Genomic DNA, 19944 nt, shown 5'->3' on the forward strand with positions numbered 1-19944 from the left:
TTTTGGTTGTTGTTTATGGTTGCTTAAAGCCTATGGCCTAAGGCTTATAGCTTATAGCCAATGTTCTGCTTCCAAATGCGGGCAGTTTGACATTACTAATGGCCGCTTTCTGGTTTGTCTCGGCCCATTTCATTGCGGGGGAGCTGCCTTCGGATACTTTGCTATGGTCGATTTTCAGGTTGAATGCAGTGGGTTGTGGGCTGTTGTTGAGCAGTGTGATGTAGTAGGTTTTTTTGGTGGTGGATTTGGAGACAATCGGGTCGATGGACGGGCTGTCGGCGGTGATGTAGCCTTCCTTGATGGTAAGCATTGCCTTATCCCCGAACACGTCGCCCGGCGCGAAGCCGTACGTCTGATGCGGGCCTACTTTGGGCGTTACGAAACCGCGTGGGAATGTCACTTTGCCGTTCGAGCGCAATGCGGCTTCGGAAAGCAGGTAGTCGGTGATCCAGCCGATCTGCCACCAGGCGTGGTGCGGGTAGGGGCCGGCGCCGCGGTTCATGGCATTCCAGTAATAGGAAGCGACGCTGGTTTTGCTATCTACAAATGCGTCCCGGCCAATGGCGGCTGCGCGTGCCATATCGGCAAAAAGCTGTTCGCCAGTGAGCTGGTAAATGCGGATGAACATGCCGGCATGGCTGGCCAGTTGAATAGGCCCGTGCCGCGTGGCGGAGCCGAAAATGCCGCCGTGCTCGAAGCTGAGGCCGGTTTGGCTGATCTCCCAGTCTTCCCGGGCGGTACCATTCACGGTTTTAGTGTCATGATTGGCAATGGGGTGCGTGTAAATGGAGGAAGTGTAGATTTTCGCGCAGGTGACAGCGGCGTCCTGGTACTTTTTGTTTTGGGTTAAATCAAATAAGTCCAGCAATGCTTGTGCCGACTGTCCGGTCGCGAAATCGGGTGCGTAGCGCGCGTCCCCGCATACGCCCAGGAAAGCGCCCGTTTCCACGGCATTTTTAAGAAACCAATCCGCCCCTTTTTCGGCTGCTTTCAAGTACTTTTCGTCTTTCAGCATGCGGTGGGCGACGATCAAGCCATAAAAAGTAGGCCTCACATCCTGAATATCTTTGAAAGCCTCCTGCTCGGTTTTGCGGTCGTAAGCCACGGCGAAGCTGCCGTCCTCGCGCTGCCAGCTGAGCAGTTTTTCGGCGCCGAGCCTGAGGCGTTCTTTCAATTCTGCATTATCGGGTTCGAAAAGCAGCATATTGCCGACGTCGAGCATGACATAGTAGGTCAATGCAATAGGTTCAACCACCTCGCCCCATTCTTCGACGAACTTCTTCTTTTTGGCTAAATAATACTGGCCTTCGACGGCACCCTTGAAGAAACCATCCTCGGTTTGCTGCTGAACGAGTTTGAAATTTTCTGCTGGTGGAAGCACTTTTTGGGTCAGTTCCGGATCATTGGTGGCATTGGCGAGCATCCACATCGCGCCGTAATCCGAGTTTTTCATGGCATCCTTATCCGAGCCCACCACGCCGCCGAGGTACGACTGCGCGCCGATCTGCTTGCCTTTGAACTCCTCGATATTCCAGAGCGAAGTCTTCGGATCGGTGAGGTAATGGTGCATTTTCTCGATCCGGTCGGTCAGAGCCTGCTTGCTTTGGCGCAATGCGAGGGTTTCGCGGAATTTATAGATATCGACAGCGGCGTGCTTGGTTGCTTCGAACCAGTCGCCGGCGATAATGCTGTACCTGAAAGTCCAGGAAACCGATTGCCCGGCCTCCATTTCGGATTTTTCTTCTCCCAAAACCGGGTAATATAATGTAGGCGAAAGCTGCGCCTTGCGGTTCATATGCGAGAGGCCGAGGTGCCAGTCGATTTGCGTGATCTGATCCTTCGCCCACGGGTCACGCGCGAGGCCCGGCTCGGGGATGACGGATAATGTGACGCCGTCCTTGCTGCTTACGAGCGGACTCAGCGTAGAAGCGCAGCGCTCGCGGTAAACTACCGGCCGGTCGGGGATACCATAGCCGTAGGCGTAACCCAATGCGAAATTTTGCTGCATAAAATTCCCCTGAAAATACCCCGGTACCGACACCCAGCTCATTTGCTCGACCGGTAATGCGGCCAGGGTAGGCGTTGCGAGCGAGAAAAAGCCTTTTCTCTTCGCATCCAAGGTCATAGTCACCTGAATATCGTTCGGGAAGCGGGGATCGATCTTCCAATGCGCGGTAATCCTGGCCACGTCGGTTTCGGATTTGAATTCCAAACCATTGTCCTTCGCGGCGCCTGTTTGTGGAAAGAAATGGAATGCCTGTCCGGCGGTGTTGAGCGCTACGCCGGTAGTGCTTTCCTTCCATTGGGTTTGCTGGTAATGGTAGGCGTCTTCGGGGAATTTTCCGCCGGTAACTTTCTCGAAAGTTTCGGCGGCTTCGGTCGAAGGTTTGGTTTCGGAAAAAAGCAGGGTGTACTCGCCGGAAGGCGCTGCTGCCTTGGTCCACTGGCCTTTTTTGTTCACCGCAACCTCTTCGATTTTCAATGCGCCGTCGGCTTCCCGCCATTGGACGCGGATCGCATTGTTGGTGAGCGCTTTCACGGACGTTCGCTGGGCGGACGCCTGCCAAACGGGGATAACGTTGAGTAAAATGGGTAGTAGCAGGGTTATTCGTTTCATTTTTCCTGGATAAGGTCTTTGATACCGTCGGTCGCGAAGGACGTTAAATGCCCTTCCTCATTGGTGAAAAGCATGTACGCGTCGATATCTTTCCGGTTTTCTAAAAAGGTTTTGGTCGCTTCGAGGCCCATTACGATGAAGGCGGTGTCGTAGCCGTCGGCGGTAATGGCGTCTTTTGCGAACACGGTTACGCTCAGCAGCGGGGTCTGTTCCATCTCTCCGGCCGCCGGGGCGCCGGCCGCCGGGGCGCCGGTAAGCGGATTGATAATGTGGTTATAGGTAATGCCGTTGCGGGTAATGTGGTTGTGGTAGTTGCCCGCGGTGGTCATCGCGCGGTTGGTCAGCCGAACGGTTGCAGCGAGTGCATTGGGTTTTAGCGGGTTTTCAATGCCCGTTACCCAACCGGCACCACCGTTTTTAGTACCCGAACAAACCACCTCCCCGCCAATCTCGACCATAAAACGATCGATACCTTGACTTTTCAGAAACGCTCCAAGGATGTCCACGGAATAGCCCTGCGCAATGCCATTGAAATCCAGCCGTACGCCCTGGCGGGTTCTGACTTCATTTGAGTCGAATTCAATTTGTTTAAAACCAATGAATTGCAGCAGCGAATCCACGTTCGCATTTTCCGGGTCCGTATTCTTTTTATTACCAAAACCATAGGCCTCCGAAAGCGGCACAATGGTAGGGTCAAATGCGCCGTCCGTAGCTGTATAGATTTCTTTTGATTTAACCAAAACCTCATAAAACCAGGGCGAACGGAAAGTGTGCCGTGTGCTCTCATTGAATGCAGAAAGCTCGGAATCAGCGCGGTACAGCGACAGGCATTGGTCGAATTCAGTTAGTATCGAGTCAATGGAATGCTTGAAATTGCGGTTCCGGACATCGAAATAGCGGATGTGGTACGTAGTGCCTTGCGCTTCGCCGTCGATGGAAATCATGGCCGTATCCCCTGCCGTCGCTGCCATTGTTACCAACGGCAGCACGGTGAAGAGGGTGGACATTACTCCGGCAATATGTATCGCAATGCTGTTCAATGTAAATCAGGGTTGAGGAGCCAGCGTTTCGCCTTTGAGGATACCGGTCAGTTCCGGCAAATGATCTTTGTATACGCCGCGCGGGCTGGTTTTGTATTTGTTTGCGATGTAAGCGGCAAATCCCACTACCTCGCCCATCATCCCGCACGTGCGCATGACGCGTGTGCTCCCGAACGCCACGTGCGTGGTACTGATATTGCGGCCGGCCATGAACAGGTTCTGGATGTTTTTGGAATATAAACAGCGGTATGGGATCGTGTAGGGCGCCACTTTGATGTGCTTGGTACCCGCAAAAAACTCCTGACCTTCAAAGTACTTGCTGTTTTTGGCGTCGGGGAAATGCAGGTCGATGGTCCAGGTGGCGGTTACCGAGCCGTCGGGGTAGAACTTGCCTTCCTGGATGTCCATCTGGTTCAAAACGTAATCGCCAATAATGCGGCGCGACTCGCGTTTCCCGCCAATGTAGGCCACCCACGCAAGCTCCTTTTTACCGTATTTGGCGGCTTTGTTTTTCTTCAAATACGACCAGTTGCCGTAAATGGCGCGCAGGTTGTGGTCACGGATCTGCTCGGCCTGGGTAATGGTGTTGAAGTTCCCGAAGCCGGTTTCCCATTGCCAGTCGGATTTGGGTTCGTCGATGTGGTATTCGTCGGAAAACTGCATGGCCCAGGGCGTCTCGGGGAACGACGAAACTGTATCGCGGTCGACGGAAGCCCACAGATTGGAAGTGCCTAATGTAAAATCGTCGCTCTTTTCGGCCGCCAGCGATTCGCCGGTTTCGGCCTTGCTTTCGCGGCCCATCCGGAACTCGGCACCCGACAGGAAACCGACGGTGCCGTCGCCCGTGCAATCCGAGAAGAAGGAGCCGGAGAAGCGCCGCTCCTGGTTGGTAGCAATATCCCGTCCGACCACAGCAGTAATAATGTCGTTTTCTTTTTCCACCTTAAAAACGTGGGTATTCAAAAACAACGAAAGGTTTTTCTCTGCCTTCACGATGGAGATTTTGCGTGCGTCGCCGTATTCTTTGGCATCCGGGTTACCATTGCCGGGGTCGCCATTGTCCATCTCGCGCACGATGCGGCCGAGTTTTGGGTAATGGTTTTTATCCACATCACCCATCAAATGCACGCGTACTTCGGAACTGTTGTTGCCGCCGAGCACCGGGCGGTCCTGGATCAGCGCCACGGTGAGGCCCATCCGCGCTGCCGAGATCGCCGCGCATGTACCGGCAATGCCGCCGCCCACCACCACGAGGTCATACCGGCCGGCGTCCTGGGGCTTGTCGGTCAGGTTCAGGAGCTTTCTGCGGAATGCGGTCAATGCTTCCAGCTCATTCGGCGGGGTGAATTTCAGGTCGTCGGTAAACAGCAATGCGTCGCACCGGCCGTTGAAGCCGGTAAGGTCTTTCAATGCGAGCTTCGTGTCGGCATTTTTAATGTCGATCACCCCGCCATCATACCATTTCCAGGTATCGGAGCCGCTTTCACCGAAAGTCTGGCCGGTGGATTTGCCATCGATCAGCACCTGGAATTTGCCTGGTCCTTTCGGGAATGGTGCCCAGTCTCTGGTGCGCACCCACAAATGGTACTTTCCGGTTTTTGGGAATTTGACCGTAGTAGCGGCATCCTTCACCGGCCGGCCCATGCCATGCGCCATGATATAGGAAGAATGCATGACCACAAAAGACTGCTGATCGATCACCCAGCCGCCTTTGTCCTCGAATGATTCTGTCTCAACAAAAACATGATTCTGGGCTAATACTGGAAACATCAAAAAAATCAAAACCAAAATCCCCAACAATTTCCTGGTATCCCCAGGTTGAAACCCGGGGCAGGGGGATTTAATTGCCTCCGGCAATGGAGCCTTCGGCATTATTGCCAGAGGCAATCTAGAATCTATTGCCCCGGACTTTAGCCCGGGGATAAGGGAGATGTTCATTGTTTTTGAAGGATTTTTTGAATTAGTAAAGTTTGTTCCTCATTGGCTTGGGGCAGGCTGGTTTTCAGGCTGGATGCCAGGGGCTTTGAAATAGGTATTTTATTGGTATGCAGCTTTTTTAAAATAGCTATTTGCATGGCATAGCCCGTTTTCTGATAGGTGTCCCAAAGCCAGTTTTGCCTTTGTTCTGTTTTGAAAAAATCATTTCCTACATGCTGCAAGGCGTATTTGGCGATGAATCCGTTCTTTCCGGCGATGATCGTTTCAATGTCTTTTTCAAAAGGCTTTTTCACGGCGCCGCGTGCATCCAGCACTTTCGCCATTGCCCAGTATTGGTAATGGTGATTTTTGCTTTCCAGAAACCGGTGTAGCAATGCGTCGCTGGAATAGGTCTCGATGATTTTTTGCATTTCGGGCACCGCTTTGCCATAGGCAATGTGCCATAGCGTGTAGCAGGTGTAGACCGCGCCGTCGATCACCTGGTTTTTAATGGTTTTTAAAGTAGCGCCGGCTTTCGCATCCACGGAGTCGGTCAGTTTATCGGTGCCTTTCGTGATCAGGTCTTCCATTTTAAGGTCTGCGAAAATGGAGCCGGGCTGGGCTAGAATGTCCTGCAACTTCTGGTAATCTTCTTCCTTGAACTCGTCGTGGTCGACCTTCGTAAGGACTTTGCCTTCGGGCAGGTCATACCGTTCGTAATTGCCCAGCAGGTCCCAATAGAAATTGATATACACCGGTTTGCATTCATTGGTATAGCAAACCGGTGTGAAGATGTTCCTGAAAAAATACTGCGGCTGGCCCTTCTCGTCGAGCGCGAGTTTTAGGGTATAGCTAAGTGTGTCGTTTTCAACGATTTTGTACTCACGTACGCGAGCCTCCCGCGTGGGCGCGGTGCAGCAGAGTGAGTACAAAAGCATTAGATGAATCATTGTTTTTTCAATATCATTTTGTCGCCCGAGATTGCCTCCTTATGCACTAATGTTACTTCCAATCCGGATTCTGTTCCAGCTTCGCATTGGAGATGATCTCGTCCAGCGGGATGGGGAAATACTTGTTTTTAGCGGTCACGTTGCGGGTTGGGTACACGTCGTTCACTGCTTTCGGGATCACGGTCAGGAACTTGCCCGTGCGGGTGAGGTCGTACCAGCGGTCGCCTTCCGCGAAAAATTCCCAGGCCCGCTCCTGCAAGACCGCTTCGATGAAGGCGTCTTTGGCCAGTCCGGTTTTCAGCTCGGCAAGGCCGGCGCGCTTCCTGACCGGATTAATGAAGTCATAAGCCACGGCAGTAGCGCCATTCAAACGTGCTTCGGCCTCGGCGGCAATGAGGTACATGTCGGGCAGACGGAAGATCGGGATGTTCGGAATCAAGCCGATGGTGGAAACCGGGTCCTGGTATTTCCTGATCAGCACACCTTTCGTGGTAATAGGCGTAATGCTTTTCTGAGGCACCACCTTACCAGCCTTGTCAATGTAATTGGTATCCAGCAATGTGCGGCGCTTGTCTTTCGGGTCAAAGGAGTCGAAGAATGCCTGGTAGGCGAACATCGAACCGTAGGAAGTGCGGGCATATTCGGGGCCTGCGCTTCCCGGAGGGCCGCAAAGGCCTGTCAGCTGGTGCCCCAGACCGGGTGAAACCGGGTCAACCTCGAATGCCCACATATTTTCAACGCGGGAAGCATCTTCCTTGTCATATTTGTACACATCCTGTACTTCGGCTATCAGGGAGTATTTGCCCGAACTGATCACAATTTTGGCCTGTTCCAGCGCTTTGGCCCAGTCTTCGTTGTACAATGCCGCTTTGGCATACAATGCATTTACCACTTCTTTCGCCACGCGGCCTTTCTCTACGGCGGGGTAGGAAAGAAGCCCGGCGTTCAAAGCCTGATCGAGGTCGGCATAGATCTGCTTGTAAACATCCGCTTTGGGGCTTTTGGCAGTCAATGCTTCCACTTCCGAATAGCTCGGCGTAATCTTGACCGGTATATCCCCGAAATTTTTACTCAAAAACCAGTGGTAGAATGCCCGCAGGAAATAGGCCTCGCCGATGATCTGCTTTTTGCGTCCTTCATCCATGCTGGCATCTGGCACCCTGGCGATCACCCAGTTGGCTTTTTCAATGCCCGAATAGCAAGAGGCCCAGATTTGCTGCGGTGACTCATTTACCCGCGAATTACTTTTCTGTGTCGAGTAATTGACGTCGTAAGTGAACTGCGTGAGCGTGTTACGCCCCACAACGCCGCGGGGGTAAGTCTGGTCGTCGCTGAAATCGGCGACGAGCGTCAATGCGGGCCCACCGCCGAGGCTACCCAGCGCGCCGTATACCGACACCAATGCTTTCTCGGCATCGGCTGCGGTTTTGTAAAAGTTGTCGGTGTAAATGGACGAGTACACCGTTTCGTCGAGCTTGCAGGAAGGTGCGATAAGCGCTGTCCCGGCCATGCCCAGATATGTGGTAATTTTTAGTAGCTTCTTCATGTCGTTTTTAGCCTATGTTCGGCAAGAGGATTCGGAAATAATCAGAATGAAACCTGGATACCGCCCAGGAACGATTTGGCTTGCGGGTAAACGAAGTTGTCGACGCCGATCTGCGTGTTGGAGCCTGCGAAGGTGTTCACCTCCGGATCGAAACCGCTGTAATTTGTAATCGTAAACAGGTTGTTCGCGCTCACATACACACGAATGCCCTGTACGCCTTTGAATGCCGGCAACTTGTAGCCAAGTGTGAGGTTCTTGCAGCGGAGGTACGATCCATCCTCCATGACATAATCGGAAATCGGCAGACGTCCGGCCTGGAATGCGCTGGCATACTGGTTGTTAGGATTGGTAGGCGACCAGCGGTTTACAACGCCTTCCAGCAAATTGCGCTGCCCGAGCGGGTTCTCGAACGAAAGCCGGCTTGCATTGTAAATGTCGTTACCCTGCGACCCTGAGAAGAATGCTGCCAGGTCGAAACCTTTGTAGGACAGGTTTGTCGAGAAACCGTAGATGAATTTAGGGTTGGGGTTTCCGGTAATAACCTGGTCATTACCGTCAATTTTCCCGTCACCATTCATGTCCTTTACCTTTTGTCCGCCGAGGCGACCGTCATAGCCGGGAAGAATCGCTTCGCCTGTCTGGTTAATGCCGTCGAACACGTAGGTTTTGAAAATTCCCAATGGTTCTCCGACTTTCAGAAGGCTGTAAGTGTTGATGAAACGCTCGCTGGTGACGCCGCCGTCCAGGGTGGTTACCTTGTTGCGGTTGATCGTCGTATTGGCTGAAACATCCCATTTCAATGCGCCGTCGAGAATGCGCGCGTTGACAGCCAGTTCGAGCCCTTTGTTCTGAAGGCCCGCGAAGTTGCCATTGATCTTGTTATACCCCGAGCTCATCGGCAGCGTCTTTTCAAATAGCAGATCCTCTGTTTTTTTGTAATAAACATCCGCGATTACACTGATCCTGTTGTTCAGCAAGCTCAGGTCGACGCCGAAGTTCGTTTGAACGGACTGTTCCCAGCGGAGGTCTTTGTTGGCAATTCTGGACGGATCGATACCGGTAACGTAGAGATGGTTGATCATGTAATTGCTGCCGTTGGCGGCCACCGTGGGCAGGGATTGATAGGGGTCCAGCCCGCCCGCATTACCTGTAAGTCCGAAGCTTCCGCGAAGTTTGAAATCCGAAAGCCAGGTTACGTCCTTCATAAAAGGCTCTTCAATAAGGCGGTATGCTGCGGAAATGGCCGGGAAGACGCCGTATTTGAGGTTTGCACCGAATTTGCTCGATCCGTCTATGCGCGCGGTAAGGTCAATGAAGAGTTTATCCTTGAAACCGTAGTTGACGCGGCCCATATAGGAATCCAGTCGCTGGCTGCTCCGGAAGCTGCTCACCGTGCGGGTAAGCGCAAGCTGCATGGCCTCGTTCTGAGTGGCATCGTTGGGGAATCCCTGGGCGCTCATGATGTTGTCGTTGTACTGCTCGCCCTGGGTACCAAATACAGCCGTCGCTTTGAATGAGTGATTCTTGCCGAACATCGTGCTGTAAGTCAGGATACTTTCATGGAGCACGGCAAGGTTGTTAATATTGGCCTTGCTAGCAGATCCCGAAGCATCGGTCAGGTCGCTTTTATTGACGATGCTGCGTGGGGAATAGAAATTATAGAGCTCGGCTTTCTGGTCCAGGTTAAAAGAAGCACGATAGGTAAGACCTTTGAACAGCTGGATTTCACCGTAAAGGTTCGCCAGTATGCGGGTGATGCTTCGCTTATTGAGTACTTCAATGAAACTCAGCGGGTTCGTTACTTCCCGGTACCGGCCATTGCCCTGCTCACCGAAGGGGAAAATGGTGCCGTCGGGCCGGTAAGGTTGCAGGGTAGGAGGAGCCCCAACGGCGGCACCAAGCACCGTGGCTGTAACTACACCGGCATTACCGATGTCGGTACTGCCGGTCTGGATGCCATCCGATATCGAGCGGCTGCCCAGAATGCTGGTTCCGATTTTGATTTTCTTGTTGATCTGGTGATCAAGGTTCAGCCGGACTGAATAGCGCGTAAACGCCGATCCCCGCATGGTACCGTCCTGATCGAAATAGTTCAGTGACAATGCGAGCTGCGTTTTCTCGCTTCCGCCATTGATCGATAGCTGGTGGTTTTGAATAGGAGCCTTGCGGAAAATCACTTTCTGCCAATCTACGCCTTCGCCCAGGGATGCGGGGTTAGCATAGTAATTGTCTTTAAATACTTCATTTTCAAGTTGTCCAAACTCCGCTGCATTCAGCACTTTCAGCATCTTGTTGACTTTCTGGCTACCATAATAACCGTCATAGGTCACCCGCGTCGCGCCGGTTTTACCACGTTTGGTTGTAATGAGAATCACCCCGTTCGCTGCCCTGGCACCGTAAATGGCTGATGCAGAGGCGTCTTTCAATACCTCCACAGACTCGATATCGTTCGGGTTAATGGTCGAAAGCGGGCTCACATCGTTGATGCCGCCGCCGTTGGAAATCTGGATGCCGTCTACCACGTAAAGTGGCTCGGACGAGCCGTTGATGGAGTTGGTACCGCGGATACGCACGCTCACGTTACCGCCGGGCGAGCCGGTGTTCTGGTTGATCTGCACCCCCGCAATCCGCGATTGAAGCCCTTGGGCTACGTTGGCAACGGGCGTCTGCACGAGGTCGGCTGCTTTTACGGAAGCAATGGAACCGGTCGTTTCGATCTTGCGCTGGGTTCCGTAGCCTACTACTACCACTTCTTCCAGCGCTTTGGTATCGGTTTTCAGCACCACGTCGATCGTCGAACGGTTCGCAATGGCTACTTCCTCCTTCAAATAGCCGAGGAAAGAAAACACCAATGTCGCATTTCCAGCCACATCGATTGAATACACACCTTCCGCGTCGGTCAGTGTCCCTTGTTGAGAGCCTTTCACGGTCACGCTGGCGCCGGGGATCATTTCACCCTTGTCGTCGGTCACTTTGCCTTTCACGACGACATTCTGCGCGAGCAGCGACTGCATAACGCCCAGGCACAGGACGCCGAGCAGGAACAGGTCACGTATTTTTTTCTTCATATTAGGTAAAATTAGGGTTTGATTAAAATCTTAAACTTGAAATAGTTCAATTATTTGGCTTCGGTTCGATGCAGTTTGCAAATGATTAATGCAGTCGATCAGTAAGCTGAAATGCCGCTTTTACCTAAATATAGCTGCGTAGAGACCGCGTCAGGACACGGTTTTAAGGCAGAAATTTCCGGGAATTGAACAAAAAGTATCGGCAACGTTTGCGGAAACGATACCGATATATGGTTTTGCTGATGATTAATAGGAGATTTTTATATTTTTGTGAAGTGTGTTGCGATGCGGTAGGTATGTGGTGTTTTGATATGCATTTATTCAAAAAGTACAAGGACTATGATTCAGTGTGTGAAATGCGCGCAGGTGGATGGTATTATGAAGGCGGGCTATGTTCGGGGCAAGCAGCGGTACCTGTGCAAATGGTGCAACTACTATTTCACACATGCTGAAAAGGATGATTCGATCGAGTCGCTCGTGAAGCGCAAACGACACCAGACAACCATTATCGACATTGCGAAATCACTCGGCGTTTCCAATTCGACCGTCTCGCGTGCACTGCACGGGCATGCCGACATCAGCCCGGAAACGCGGCAGGCTGTGCTGGACAAAGCGGCCCAGCTCGACTACCAGCCTAACCAGCTCGCTTACAACCTTGTAAAAAGCAGGACGAATACGATTGGAATGATCGTTCCGGAATTCCAGAACCAGTTTTTCCCGAATGTGATCATCGGGGCCCACGAGGTGCTGACAGAGGCAGGCTACAATCTCACGATCATGCAGAGTAACGAATCGTACCAGGTCGAAATCTCGAATACGAAAGCCATGCTGGCCAACCGTATCGACGGCCTGCTGATTTCTCTCACGCAGGAAACCAACAATTTTGATCACCTCAGCCTGTTTGCCAAACGAGGCATTCCGCTCATCCAGTTCAACCGCGTTTGCGACCAGATCGACGTACCGAAAGTGGTCGTCAACGATTTCGAGGCCTCATTTAAAGCCGTTGAACACCTGATTCTGAACGGCTACGAGCGCATTGCCCACCTTGGCGGGCCGCTCACATTGCAGGTAAGCCAGGAGCGGTTGCGGGGGTATCGGGCGGCGATGGAGAAATATGGCAAGCCTATTCAGGATCACATGGTGATCCAGGGTATGCTTACCCAACAAAAAGCCCGCATTTACGGCCAATACCTCCTCGACCTGGCCGAGCGTCCCGATGCGATCTTTGCCGTCAACGATTCATCGGCCATCGAAATCATGCTCATGGCTATGGAAAAAGGCATCGCCATCCCCGACGAACTCGGCGTAGTCGGTTTCAGCGACAATGCGGAATCGGCTTACATCGGACCCGGCCTCACCACCGTCCGCCAGCCCACCAACCAGATCGGCCGCACCACTGCCGAATGGGTGTTGCAACTCGTGGACGCGGATGAGATTATGGTTAATGAGAAGCGGGTGTTGAGCACGGAGCTTGTCGTGAGAGGGTCGTCGCGGCGCTAAGAATTGTATGGCGCAATTTTTAGCCTTATATTTAACTACAATTAATTCATACCACACTTAAAATCAGAAAAATGAAACTTGCTCTCCCATTGAAAAAGCGGCAGTCCATTCTCAATATTTTCAGATTCCTGAACCGGCACACCAAGGTGCAACAGGAAATGGACACTACTGCCTACCTTATGAGAAGCCCGGCGAACAAAGCTCGTTTGCTGCAAGCGATGAAAGACATTGAATCCGGCAACCACATTTTTCCCCGCGAGCTTAACGACCTGTGATGCTCTCCTGGCATCCTAATGCGTGGGAGGATTACGTCGAATGGCAACGGGTCGACCGGAACATTGCAAAACGTATCAACGAATTGATCAAGGAATGTTTGCGGACCCCGTTCGAAGGAAAGGGAAAGCCGGAATTGCTACGCTCTAATTATTCCGGTTACTGGTCCCGGCGGATCACCGAGGAACATCGGCTGGTCTATAAGGTTGCAGATGGTTGCATTATCATTGCTCAATGTAAATATCATTACTGAAAGTTAAAGCCACGAAGGGAACGCGAAATTTCATGAAGACATTCGCGGTCTGTCGCGGCGGAGGCTTCGTGGCTAAAAAAACAAAAAGTGCGGCCCCAGAGAAGCTGCACTTTATTAACTACAGAATATAATTATGAAAATCTTTGAAGTGCTTAGCTGAGCGCTTCTCTTAGTATTTTCAGGCTTTTGGGTACCGCCGTGGCAGGATCTTCTTTCCCTTCCATTTCCAGCGATACGTAACCTTTGAAATTCGCTTTTCTCAAAATACCCGCGATCCGGTTGTAGTCCAGATCGAGGTCGTAGTAATGTCCTCCGCCGTAATAGGTCTTGGCCTGAACGATCGTCGCGTAGGGCGCCAGGCGCTCGAATTGCGGGTACGGATCGCCTACGAAATTGCCTGTATCCACATTCATACCCATCGCGGGAGACGAGGCCAGCGGCTTGTAAATTTCAAGCAGGTGATCGATGTTAGACGACAGCCCCCAGTGGTTTTCGATCGCGAGCACAATCCCCGCTTTTTCGGCGGCCACCAGGCATTCCTGCATTGATTCGATACACCATTTAATGGCATCCTGATCGGTGTAACCCTGGATCGGCGGCTCTTTGCCGTCCTTGTAATAATTGGCGTCCCGCTTTACCGTCCGCCAGCTTCCAGTGTTCATCCGGATCGCCGGAATGCCCAATTGGGTCGCAAGGTTAATACATTTTAGGGTATGTTCAATGTCCTTTTTTCGATCTTCCGGCTTGGGCTGCACAAAGCTCTGATGGATAGAAAGTAACGGAAGCGCCAATCCGTTGTCGAATGCGAGCCTTTTCAGCTTATTCACATAGGGAGTGCTTTCGTTGTCCATCTGCCGGTGCAGGATCTCCACACCATCGAAGCCGAGCCTGGCCGCGTCCTCGATCACTTTGTCGATCGGATACTTCTTTTCCTGGAAATGCCAGTAGGAGTACGTGGATACAGCGATGGGTATCCTTCGCGCGGCGGGTGCGGGGGCTGGTTCTGCCTGTGCTACATGGCCTGTCATGGCCGCTGCGCCGCCTAATGCGATGGTTTTAAGCCAGTCGCGCCGGGAGGTGGAGTGCTCTTCGTGGTGTTTCATGTATAAAATTTTGGATAATAATATTAAAAATTTGTGACTTTTATAGATTTTGTAATAAAACGTTTACGCGTACTACACATCTTTTAAGTAGAGAACCTCGCAGCGCGCCCTTCTAGACAAAAGATCGAAACTGTTTTCATGAAAAATATCTACACAACGGCGCTGATTTTGCTGGGCATTGCCCGATTCGACCAGGCCATTTCGCAGCCGGCTCCCGATTACAAATCGCGGCGAGGTCAGATTCTCCACAATATCGAGGGCGTTTTCTACGAGTCGTCGACGGGCCTATTTTTCGAAACCAATGGTAAAAATGAAAAGCCGCATTCCTACCTGTGGCCGCTTTGTGCATTGTTGCAAGCTGCCACCGAGTCGGAGGCCGTAAGTCCAGGCAAGCAATATATGAAGCCGGTACTGGGCGCCATCAGGCAATACTACAACACCAGCGCGCCGGCTCCGGGTTATCAGGCGTATGTAACGAGTGAGCAAAAGGATTCGCGGTTTTACGACGACAATCAATGGATCGCGATCGCGTGCCTGGACGCGTACAACCGCACGGGCGAAAAGGATTACCTGGTCATCGCGGAGGAGATCTACCGCTTCATGATGACCGGTTACGACGATAAAGCCGGCGGCGGCCTGTATTGGAAAGAAGATGAAAAGAATACAAAAAATACCTGCTCGAATGGCCCCGGCATACTCGTAGCGCTGGAATTATACCAGATCAAAAAGGAACCCGAATACCTGAAAACGGCGATTGGATTGTACGATTGGACTAAAAAGAACCTGCGTGCCAGCGACGGTACCTACTACGATGCGATCAAAATCCCGTCCCTGAAAATTGATTCGGCCAAATACTCGTATAATACAGGTACTATGCTGCAATCGGCGGTGCTGCTGCATACTATCACGGGCAAAAAGGAGTACTTGGATGAAGCCAGGGCATTGGCCGAGGGTTCCAAAAAGCATTTTTACAAAAACAACAAGCTCCCGGACAACTATTGGTTCAACGTCGTACTCCTGCGGGGCTTTGAAGAGCTCCACAAAATCGACCCGCAAGCCGGCGATTTCGGTATTTTCATTGCCGACGCCGAGCGAATCTGGAAGGACGAGCGCGACGCAAAAGGCCTTCTGGGCCGTAAACCCATAAAAACGCTGATCGACCAGGGCGCGATGCTGGAAATGTATGCGCGGTTGGAACGGCTGGCGCAGGAATAGCAAGGAATGCACACGCAAAAGCGCCGGCTGAATGTTCAACCGGCGCTTTTGCTTTATTCTTAATATTCGAAGCTATTACTATTCCGTATCCTTATAAACCCCGAACTCGCTGATCGCAATGCTGACAGGCGACTTGGTAATGCGGAGGCGCACTTTGTTGGAAGTAATCGGTACGTCGAGTTTGGCGAGGCGTTTCGCGCCGACGCTGGTTCCTTTGTGAATTTCCTTCCATTCGTTGCCGATCCAGGCGTCTACGGCAAACTCTTCGATGCGCTGGCCGAGTTTGATGTATTCCTGCAAGCTGATGACGTCGAAAACAATCGGTTGGGTAAGTTCGATCACCACTTCCGGCGTTTTGAAATCGTCGTCGGTAGCCCAATAGGTATCCGGCTTGCCGTCGAGGAGGTTTTTGGCGCTGTAAATGGAGTTGTAGCCGCGCACATTCACCGCTTTGGAGGTCGCACGGCCGAGCAGGTTCGTAGCAAAGGTGTTTTTGACATGATCGCCGAAGGTTTTCAGCGCTACCACGTCGTCGTTATGCAGCTGCCCGCGGGTATCGGGTGCGAGGCCGAGGTCGAGCGCTGCGCCGCGCCCTACACTTTTAAGGTACAGGTCAAACAGCTTCTCGGGTGTCTTCGGCTTTTCGTTGGCATGGTAAAACCAGCCTTTGCGTAATGGAACATCGCATTCTGCCGGAATCCAGAATTTGCCGCCACGCGTTCCGCCCGGGTTTTCGGTAGCATTGGCCTGCCCAGGAACGGCTACATTCTGCCCTTCGGAAGGTTTCGGGGTCAATGTGGCCCATGAGGTAGGGTTCACGCTGCCATCCTCGTTGCCTGCCCAGCGCACGTCCCAGCCAATGTCGCTGAAAATGTTGGCATTGGGTTGCAGTTTGCGGGTGTAGTTGGTCCAGGTCGAATCCCACTGGTAGTAAGTCGTGTTATCGATGGAGCGCTTTTCACGGGCGCCGCCATAGTAGCCGTCACCACCGTTAGCGCCGTCGTGCCACGACATAAACAGGTCGCCATAATTGGTATACAACTCACGGAGCTGTTCGCGGTAGATCTTGATGTACTCCGGCGTGCCGTATTTCGCATTGTTGCGGTCCCAGGGCGAGCAATATACCCCGAATTTCAGCCCGTGCTTGCGCGCCGCGTCCGCCACCTCGCGCACGAGGTCGCCTTTGCCTTCACGGAACGGGCTTTTAGTGATATTATAGTCGGTTGTTTTGGTAGGCCATAGGCAGAAGCCGTCGTGGTGCTTCGCTACGAGCACGATCCCGCGCAAACCACCGGCTTTTGCCGCCTGAACGATCTGGTCGGCATTGAAATCGCTCGGGTTGAATGTCTTCGGATCTGCATCCCCATAACCCCATTCTTTGTTTTCGAACGTCGTAGGCGTGAAGTGCATGATACCGTAAACCTCGGTTTCATGCCAGGCGATCTGACGTAGTGCCGGCAGTGCGCCGTACGGTTTCGGAGGTGTTTGGGCAAAAGCGATCGACGCCGTCAGGCAGAGGAGACCGGTTATTTGTTTAATCATGTTGAAAAGGAGTTTCTGATGATACAGATAGGGGTGATGCAAACTGAAAGTGAAGATCGTTTTTTTTAGCCGAGTTCACCAAATCTATTGCTGTTTTCCTATCTGGTCTTAATTAATCACAAATAAATAAGCAGGCTGCGCCCCCACTTCTGACACAGTTTTAGCAGGCAGCTCGATCGCCCCATTCTTTACTTTCAATGCCTTTTTATTACCGGCAAATGTGATTTTCGCTTTTGCAGGAACTTCCAGTCCTTCCGGTTTCAATGAAGCGGGCAGCTTTTCGCCGGCTTCGGCCAGATAGAATGCGTAGGTAGTCGCGCCTTTTTTGGTGTAGGCCCATTTGCCGGCGCGGTACGGTGCCAGCGGTTTGGTTTCGTAAATACCTGTTCCATTTACATTCATCCATTTACCCATTTCTTCCAGGCGCGTGTAGGCTTCTTCGTGCCACTCGCCATCCGGGCCGGGAGCCACGTTGAGCAGGAGGTTACCGCCTTTCGCGACGATGTCGATCAGCGTATGGACGAGTTTCTGAGTCGATTTGAAGTTTTCTTTCGGAATATACGACCACGAATCGCCCATGGTCATGCAGGATTCCCAGGGAATGGACATATAGTGGTCGGGGATCGATTGTTCGGGCGTGACGTAGTTCTCAAACTCGCCGGTAACGGTGCGGTCCACCACGAGGAGGCCGGGCTGATGCGAGCGGGCCATTTTGGCAATGCGTGCCATGTCGATATCCTGGTCGTAAGGAATGGTTTTCTGCCAGCTGATGGTGGTATCGATGCTGCTTTTCGGACGTACCCAGCCGCCATCGAGCCAGAGGATGTCCACGGAGCCGTAGTCCGACATCAGTTCTTCGATCTGGTTATAGGTGAAGTCTTTGAACTTGTTCCAAAGCTCGGGGCGCTTCTTCGGGTCGTAGGACACGTTGCGGTCCTTGGGCGGGAAGTAGGGCCACCAGTAAGAATCGGTATGCCAGTCGGGTTTGGAGAAATAGGTGCCCGTCATGAAGCCTTCGTTGCGGAATGCGGCGAGTACTTCCTTGGTGACGTTCGCCTTCGGATTGCTCTTGAATGGCGTGTTGGTGATCTTGTAATCGGTGTATTTGGAATCGAACATCGAAAAGCCGTCGTGGTGCTTCGTTGTGAAAACCACGTATTTCATACCGGCACCTTTGGCAGCTTTGGCCCAGCGGTCCGGGTTGAATTTGACGGGGTTGAAGGTTTTGGCAATGTCTTCGTAAGCTTTTTTGTATTCATACCAATCGTGCGAATGCGGCCCGCGACGCTCGCACCAGCCCTCGTCCTCCGGGCACAGCGACCACGATTCGACGATGCCCCATTGGCTATACGTTCCCCAGTGCATCAGCAAGCCGAATTTGATATCCTGCCATTTGGAGAGCTTTTGCTGCACGAGCGGGTCGGTGGGCGCTACATATTTAGAGTGATTTTGCTCCGAATGCTGCTGCGCATACGCCCCGGAAGCAAATAGCAGCCCTGCCAGGAGGGCCGCTGTTGATTTAAGATTCATTGGATTGGTTAAATGTTTGGTAAATACGGGTATCTGAGGGTTTACGCGAAATGGCTTTTGGAGTCGACGACCTTGCCTTTGCCGTCGCCGGTGGTAATGGTGTAGGCAAATCCGGGCTGTACCGACCAGGCACCGACTTCACCCTTTTTATTGACGGCCAGAAATCCAACCTGGAAAGTTTTGGCACGCTCAGGATCGCGCTTGACGATCCTTTCGACTGCTTTTTTGCAGGCTTCCTCCGGTGAAGAACCATTGCGCATGAATTCCACGACCAAATGCGTGCCTGCCACGCGGATCACTTCCTCGCCCTGGCCGGATGAGGTGGCCGCGCCGATCTCGTTATCCACAAAAAGCCCTGCGCCGATGATAGGGGAGTCGCCTACGCGGCCGCGCATTTTGAAGCCCATGCCGCTCGTGGTACACATGCCGGAGAGATTACCCTGGGCGTCCAATGCGAGGGTGCCCATGGTGTCGTGGTTGAAATTGCCGTTGTCGAGCCGTGCAGGGGCAAATGGCCCGTGGCCTTTTGATTGCTTGTGTTCTATGTTGATAACCGGCTTGTATTCAGCCTTTTTGAGCCATTTTTTGTACTCGTCGGCCGCATCCGGTGAAAGCTTGGCGGATTCCAGTTTGAAACCGTTGGCCAATGCGAATTGCTGTGCGCCTGCGCCTGCGAGGAACACGTGCGGCGTGGTTTCCATGAGCTTGCGGGCCACTGATACCGGATGTTTGATCCTTTCGAGGAATGCGACGGCGCCGCAGTTCGATTTTTCATCCATAATGCATGCATCCAGCGTCACGTGCCCATCGCGGTCGGGGTTGCCGCCCAAGCCTACGCAGCAGTTGATATCGTTTTCGATGGCGATAGCGGCTTGCTCCACGGCGTCGAGCGCGCGGCCTCCTTTTTCCAGTACCGGCCATGCCGCCGCATTGGAAATCTGCCCACTGTCCCAGGTGGAAACCACGACAGGGCCTCCGGCAGTGGCTTGTACGCCCTTCGGCGATTTCGCAAATAATTCGTTTACCCGGGTAAATGGCAGTGCGATAGCTGACAGGCGTAGGAAGGATCGACGGTTCGTTTTCATGGTGTCCTGGATAACGGGTTTATGGATGGGTAAGTGTAGTTTTGTAAAATTTTAAAAATAATTCCGCAGGTTAATTAAAATTTTTTCAAATATACATCCGGCGAAATTTGTGATCAATGAAAATATGAAATTTCATATGATCTGTTGGCCGAAGTCGCTTATTTTGAAATATTTGTGGGTAAAAGGTTGCAATGCAGCGCGCTAGGCACATTTAGCACACTTACTAATTTTTTCAGACGATTCACAGGTGGTTTCTGATTTAATGGCAACCTTTGGCTACCAGTTTCAGAAAAAAGAAAGACATA

14 protein-coding genes are annotated in these 19944 nt (G+C 52.3%); 4 read left to right on the top strand and 10 right to left on the bottom strand.

The features are described from left to right. Window positions 1–37 precede the first annotated feature (37 nt). From BLQ88_RS04830 to BLQ88_RS04855, 6 genes are all read right to left on the bottom strand, one after another. Window positions 38–2617: a glycerophosphoryl diester phosphodiesterase gene (locus BLQ88_RS04830; protein ID WP_090147270.1), complete on the bottom strand. Its 2580-nt coding sequence runs from the start codon at window positions 2615–2617 to the stop codon at window positions 38–40. Beyond that, the gene (locus tag BLQ88_RS04835) at window positions 2614–3624 is read right to left on the bottom strand and encodes an FAD:protein FMN transferase (RefSeq protein ID WP_229212582.1); all 1011 of its coding nucleotides are present in this window, start codon (window positions 3622–3624) and stop codon (window positions 2614–2616) included. The genes BLQ88_RS04830 and BLQ88_RS04835 overlap by 4 nt, the downstream gene beginning before the upstream one ends. Before the next feature lie 39 nt (window positions 3625–3663). Continuing rightward, window positions 3664–5427 (bottom strand): FAD-dependent oxidoreductase, encoded by a 1764-nt coding sequence (locus BLQ88_RS04840; protein ID WP_090147741.1) that lies wholly within the window; start codon window positions 5425–5427, stop codon window positions 3664–3666. 164 nt (window positions 5428–5591) lie between these two features. Beyond that, window positions 5592–6512, bottom strand: coding sequence for a hypothetical protein (locus BLQ88_RS04845; RefSeq protein WP_229212583.1), 921 nt, complete (start codon window positions 6510–6512; stop codon window positions 5592–5594). A 64-nt stretch (window positions 6513–6576) separates the two neighbouring features. After that, window positions 6577–8070, bottom strand: coding sequence for a RagB/SusD family nutrient uptake outer membrane protein (locus BLQ88_RS04850; RefSeq protein ID WP_090147275.1), 1494 nt, complete (start codon window positions 8068–8070; stop codon window positions 6577–6579). 41 nt (window positions 8071–8111) lie between these two features. Continuing rightward, entirely contained in the window at window positions 8112–11138 is a 3027-nt protein-coding gene (locus BLQ88_RS04855) for a SusC/RagA family TonB-linked outer membrane protein (protein WP_090147277.1), read from the bottom strand. Between the two features lie 339 nt (window positions 11139–11477). Between BLQ88_RS04855 and BLQ88_RS04860 the strand changes: the two genes are divergently transcribed. From BLQ88_RS04860 to BLQ88_RS04870, 3 genes are all read left to right on the top strand, one after another. Continuing rightward, window positions 11478–12638, top strand: a complete 1161-nt coding sequence (locus BLQ88_RS04860; protein ID WP_090147278.1) for a LacI family DNA-binding transcriptional regulator — start codon at window positions 11478–11480, stop codon at window positions 12636–12638. A 71-nt stretch (window positions 12639–12709) separates the two neighbouring features. Then, the gene (locus BLQ88_RS04865) at window positions 12710–12913 is read left to right on the top strand and encodes a type II toxin-antitoxin system Phd/YefM family antitoxin (RefSeq protein WP_090147280.1); all 204 of its coding nucleotides are present in this window, start codon (window positions 12710–12712) and stop codon (window positions 12911–12913) included. Continuing rightward, window positions 12913–13164, top strand: coding sequence for a Txe/YoeB family addiction module toxin (locus BLQ88_RS04870; protein WP_090147281.1), 252 nt, complete (start codon window positions 12913–12915; stop codon window positions 13162–13164). Before BLQ88_RS04865 ends, BLQ88_RS04870 begins: the two co-directional genes overlap by 1 nt. Before the next feature lie 152 nt (window positions 13165–13316). Here BLQ88_RS04870 and BLQ88_RS04875 read toward each other — a convergent pair whose 3' ends face one another. Further along, entirely contained in the window at window positions 13317–14267 is a 951-nt protein-coding gene (locus tag BLQ88_RS04875) for a sugar phosphate isomerase/epimerase family protein (RefSeq protein WP_090147283.1), read from the bottom strand. Between the two features lie 138 nt (window positions 14268–14405). On the opposite strand from BLQ88_RS04875, the gene BLQ88_RS04880 reads away from it, so the two are divergent. Then, window positions 14406–15482 (top strand): glycoside hydrolase family 76 protein, encoded by a 1077-nt coding sequence (locus BLQ88_RS04880; RefSeq protein WP_090147285.1) that lies wholly within the window; start codon window positions 14406–14408, stop codon window positions 15480–15482. Window positions 15483–15560: 78 nt separating this feature from the next. Here BLQ88_RS04880 and BLQ88_RS04885 read toward each other — a convergent pair whose 3' ends face one another. The 3 genes from BLQ88_RS04885 to BLQ88_RS04895 form a co-directional block, all read right to left on the bottom strand. Next, window positions 15561–17024: an alpha-L-fucosidase gene (locus tag BLQ88_RS04885; RefSeq protein ID WP_090147287.1), complete on the bottom strand. Its 1464-nt coding sequence runs from the start codon at window positions 17022–17024 to the stop codon at window positions 15561–15563. A 108-nt stretch (window positions 17025–17132) separates the two neighbouring features. Continuing rightward, a complete protein-coding gene (locus BLQ88_RS04890) occupies window positions 17133–18554 on the bottom strand; it encodes an alpha-L-fucosidase (RefSeq protein ID WP_090147288.1) in 1422 nt (473 codons plus the stop codon). A gap of 41 nt (window positions 18555–18595) precedes the next feature. After that, a complete protein-coding gene (locus tag BLQ88_RS04895) occupies window positions 18596–19639 on the bottom strand; it encodes an isoaspartyl peptidase/L-asparaginase family protein (RefSeq protein WP_090147290.1) in 1044 nt (347 codons plus the stop codon). Window positions 19640–19944 lie beyond the last annotated feature (305 nt).

The sequence above is a fragment of the Dyadobacter soli genome (genome assembly GCF_900101885.1).
Lineage (GTDB): Bacteria > Bacteroidota > Bacteroidia > Cytophagales > Spirosomataceae > Dyadobacter > Dyadobacter soli.

Coding starts and splice junctions, on each gene's coding strand:
- BLQ88_RS04890 (WP_090147288.1), bottom strand. CDS start 18,554: ATGAATCTTAAATCAACAGCGGCCCTCCTGGCAGGGCTGCTATTTGCT.
- BLQ88_RS04840 (WP_090147741.1), bottom strand. CDS start 5,427: ATGTTTCCAGTATTAGCCCAGAATCATGTTTTTGTTGAGACAGAATCA.
- BLQ88_RS04865 (WP_090147280.1), top strand. CDS start 12,710: ATGAAACTTGCTCTCCCATTGAAAAAGCGGCAGTCCATTCTCAATATT.
- BLQ88_RS04870 (WP_090147281.1), top strand. CDS start 12,913: ATGCTCTCCTGGCATCCTAATGCGTGGGAGGATTACGTCGAATGGCAA.
- BLQ88_RS04855 (WP_090147277.1), bottom strand. CDS start 11,138: ATGAAGAAAAAAATACGTGACCTGTTCCTGCTCGGCGTCCTGTGCCTG.
- BLQ88_RS04860 (WP_090147278.1), top strand. CDS start 11,478: ATGATTCAGTGTGTGAAATGCGCGCAGGTGGATGGTATTATGAAGGCG.
- BLQ88_RS04875 (WP_090147283.1), bottom strand. CDS start 14,267: ATGAAACACCACGAAGAGCACTCCACCTCCCGGCGCGACTGGCTTAAA.
- BLQ88_RS04850 (WP_090147275.1), bottom strand. CDS start 8,070: ATGAAGAAGCTACTAAAAATTACCACATATCTGGGCATGGCCGGGACA.
- BLQ88_RS04880 (WP_090147285.1), top strand. CDS start 14,406: ATGAAAAATATCTACACAACGGCGCTGATTTTGCTGGGCATTGCCCGA.
- BLQ88_RS04895 (WP_090147290.1), bottom strand. CDS start 19,639: ATGAAAACGAACCGTCGATCCTTCCTACGCCTGTCAGCTATCGCACTG.
- BLQ88_RS04835 (WP_229212582.1), bottom strand. CDS start 3,624: ATGTCCACCCTCTTCACCGTGCTGCCGTTGGTAACAATGGCAGCGACG.
- BLQ88_RS04885 (WP_090147287.1), bottom strand. CDS start 17,024: ATGATTAAACAAATAACCGGTCTCCTCTGCCTGACGGCGTCGATCGCT.
- BLQ88_RS04845 (WP_229212583.1), bottom strand. CDS start 6,512: ATGCTTTTGTACTCACTCTGCTGCACCGCGCCCACGCGGGAGGCTCGC.
- BLQ88_RS04830 (WP_090147270.1), bottom strand. CDS start 2,617: ATGAAACGAATAACCCTGCTACTACCCATTTTACTCAACGTTATCCCC.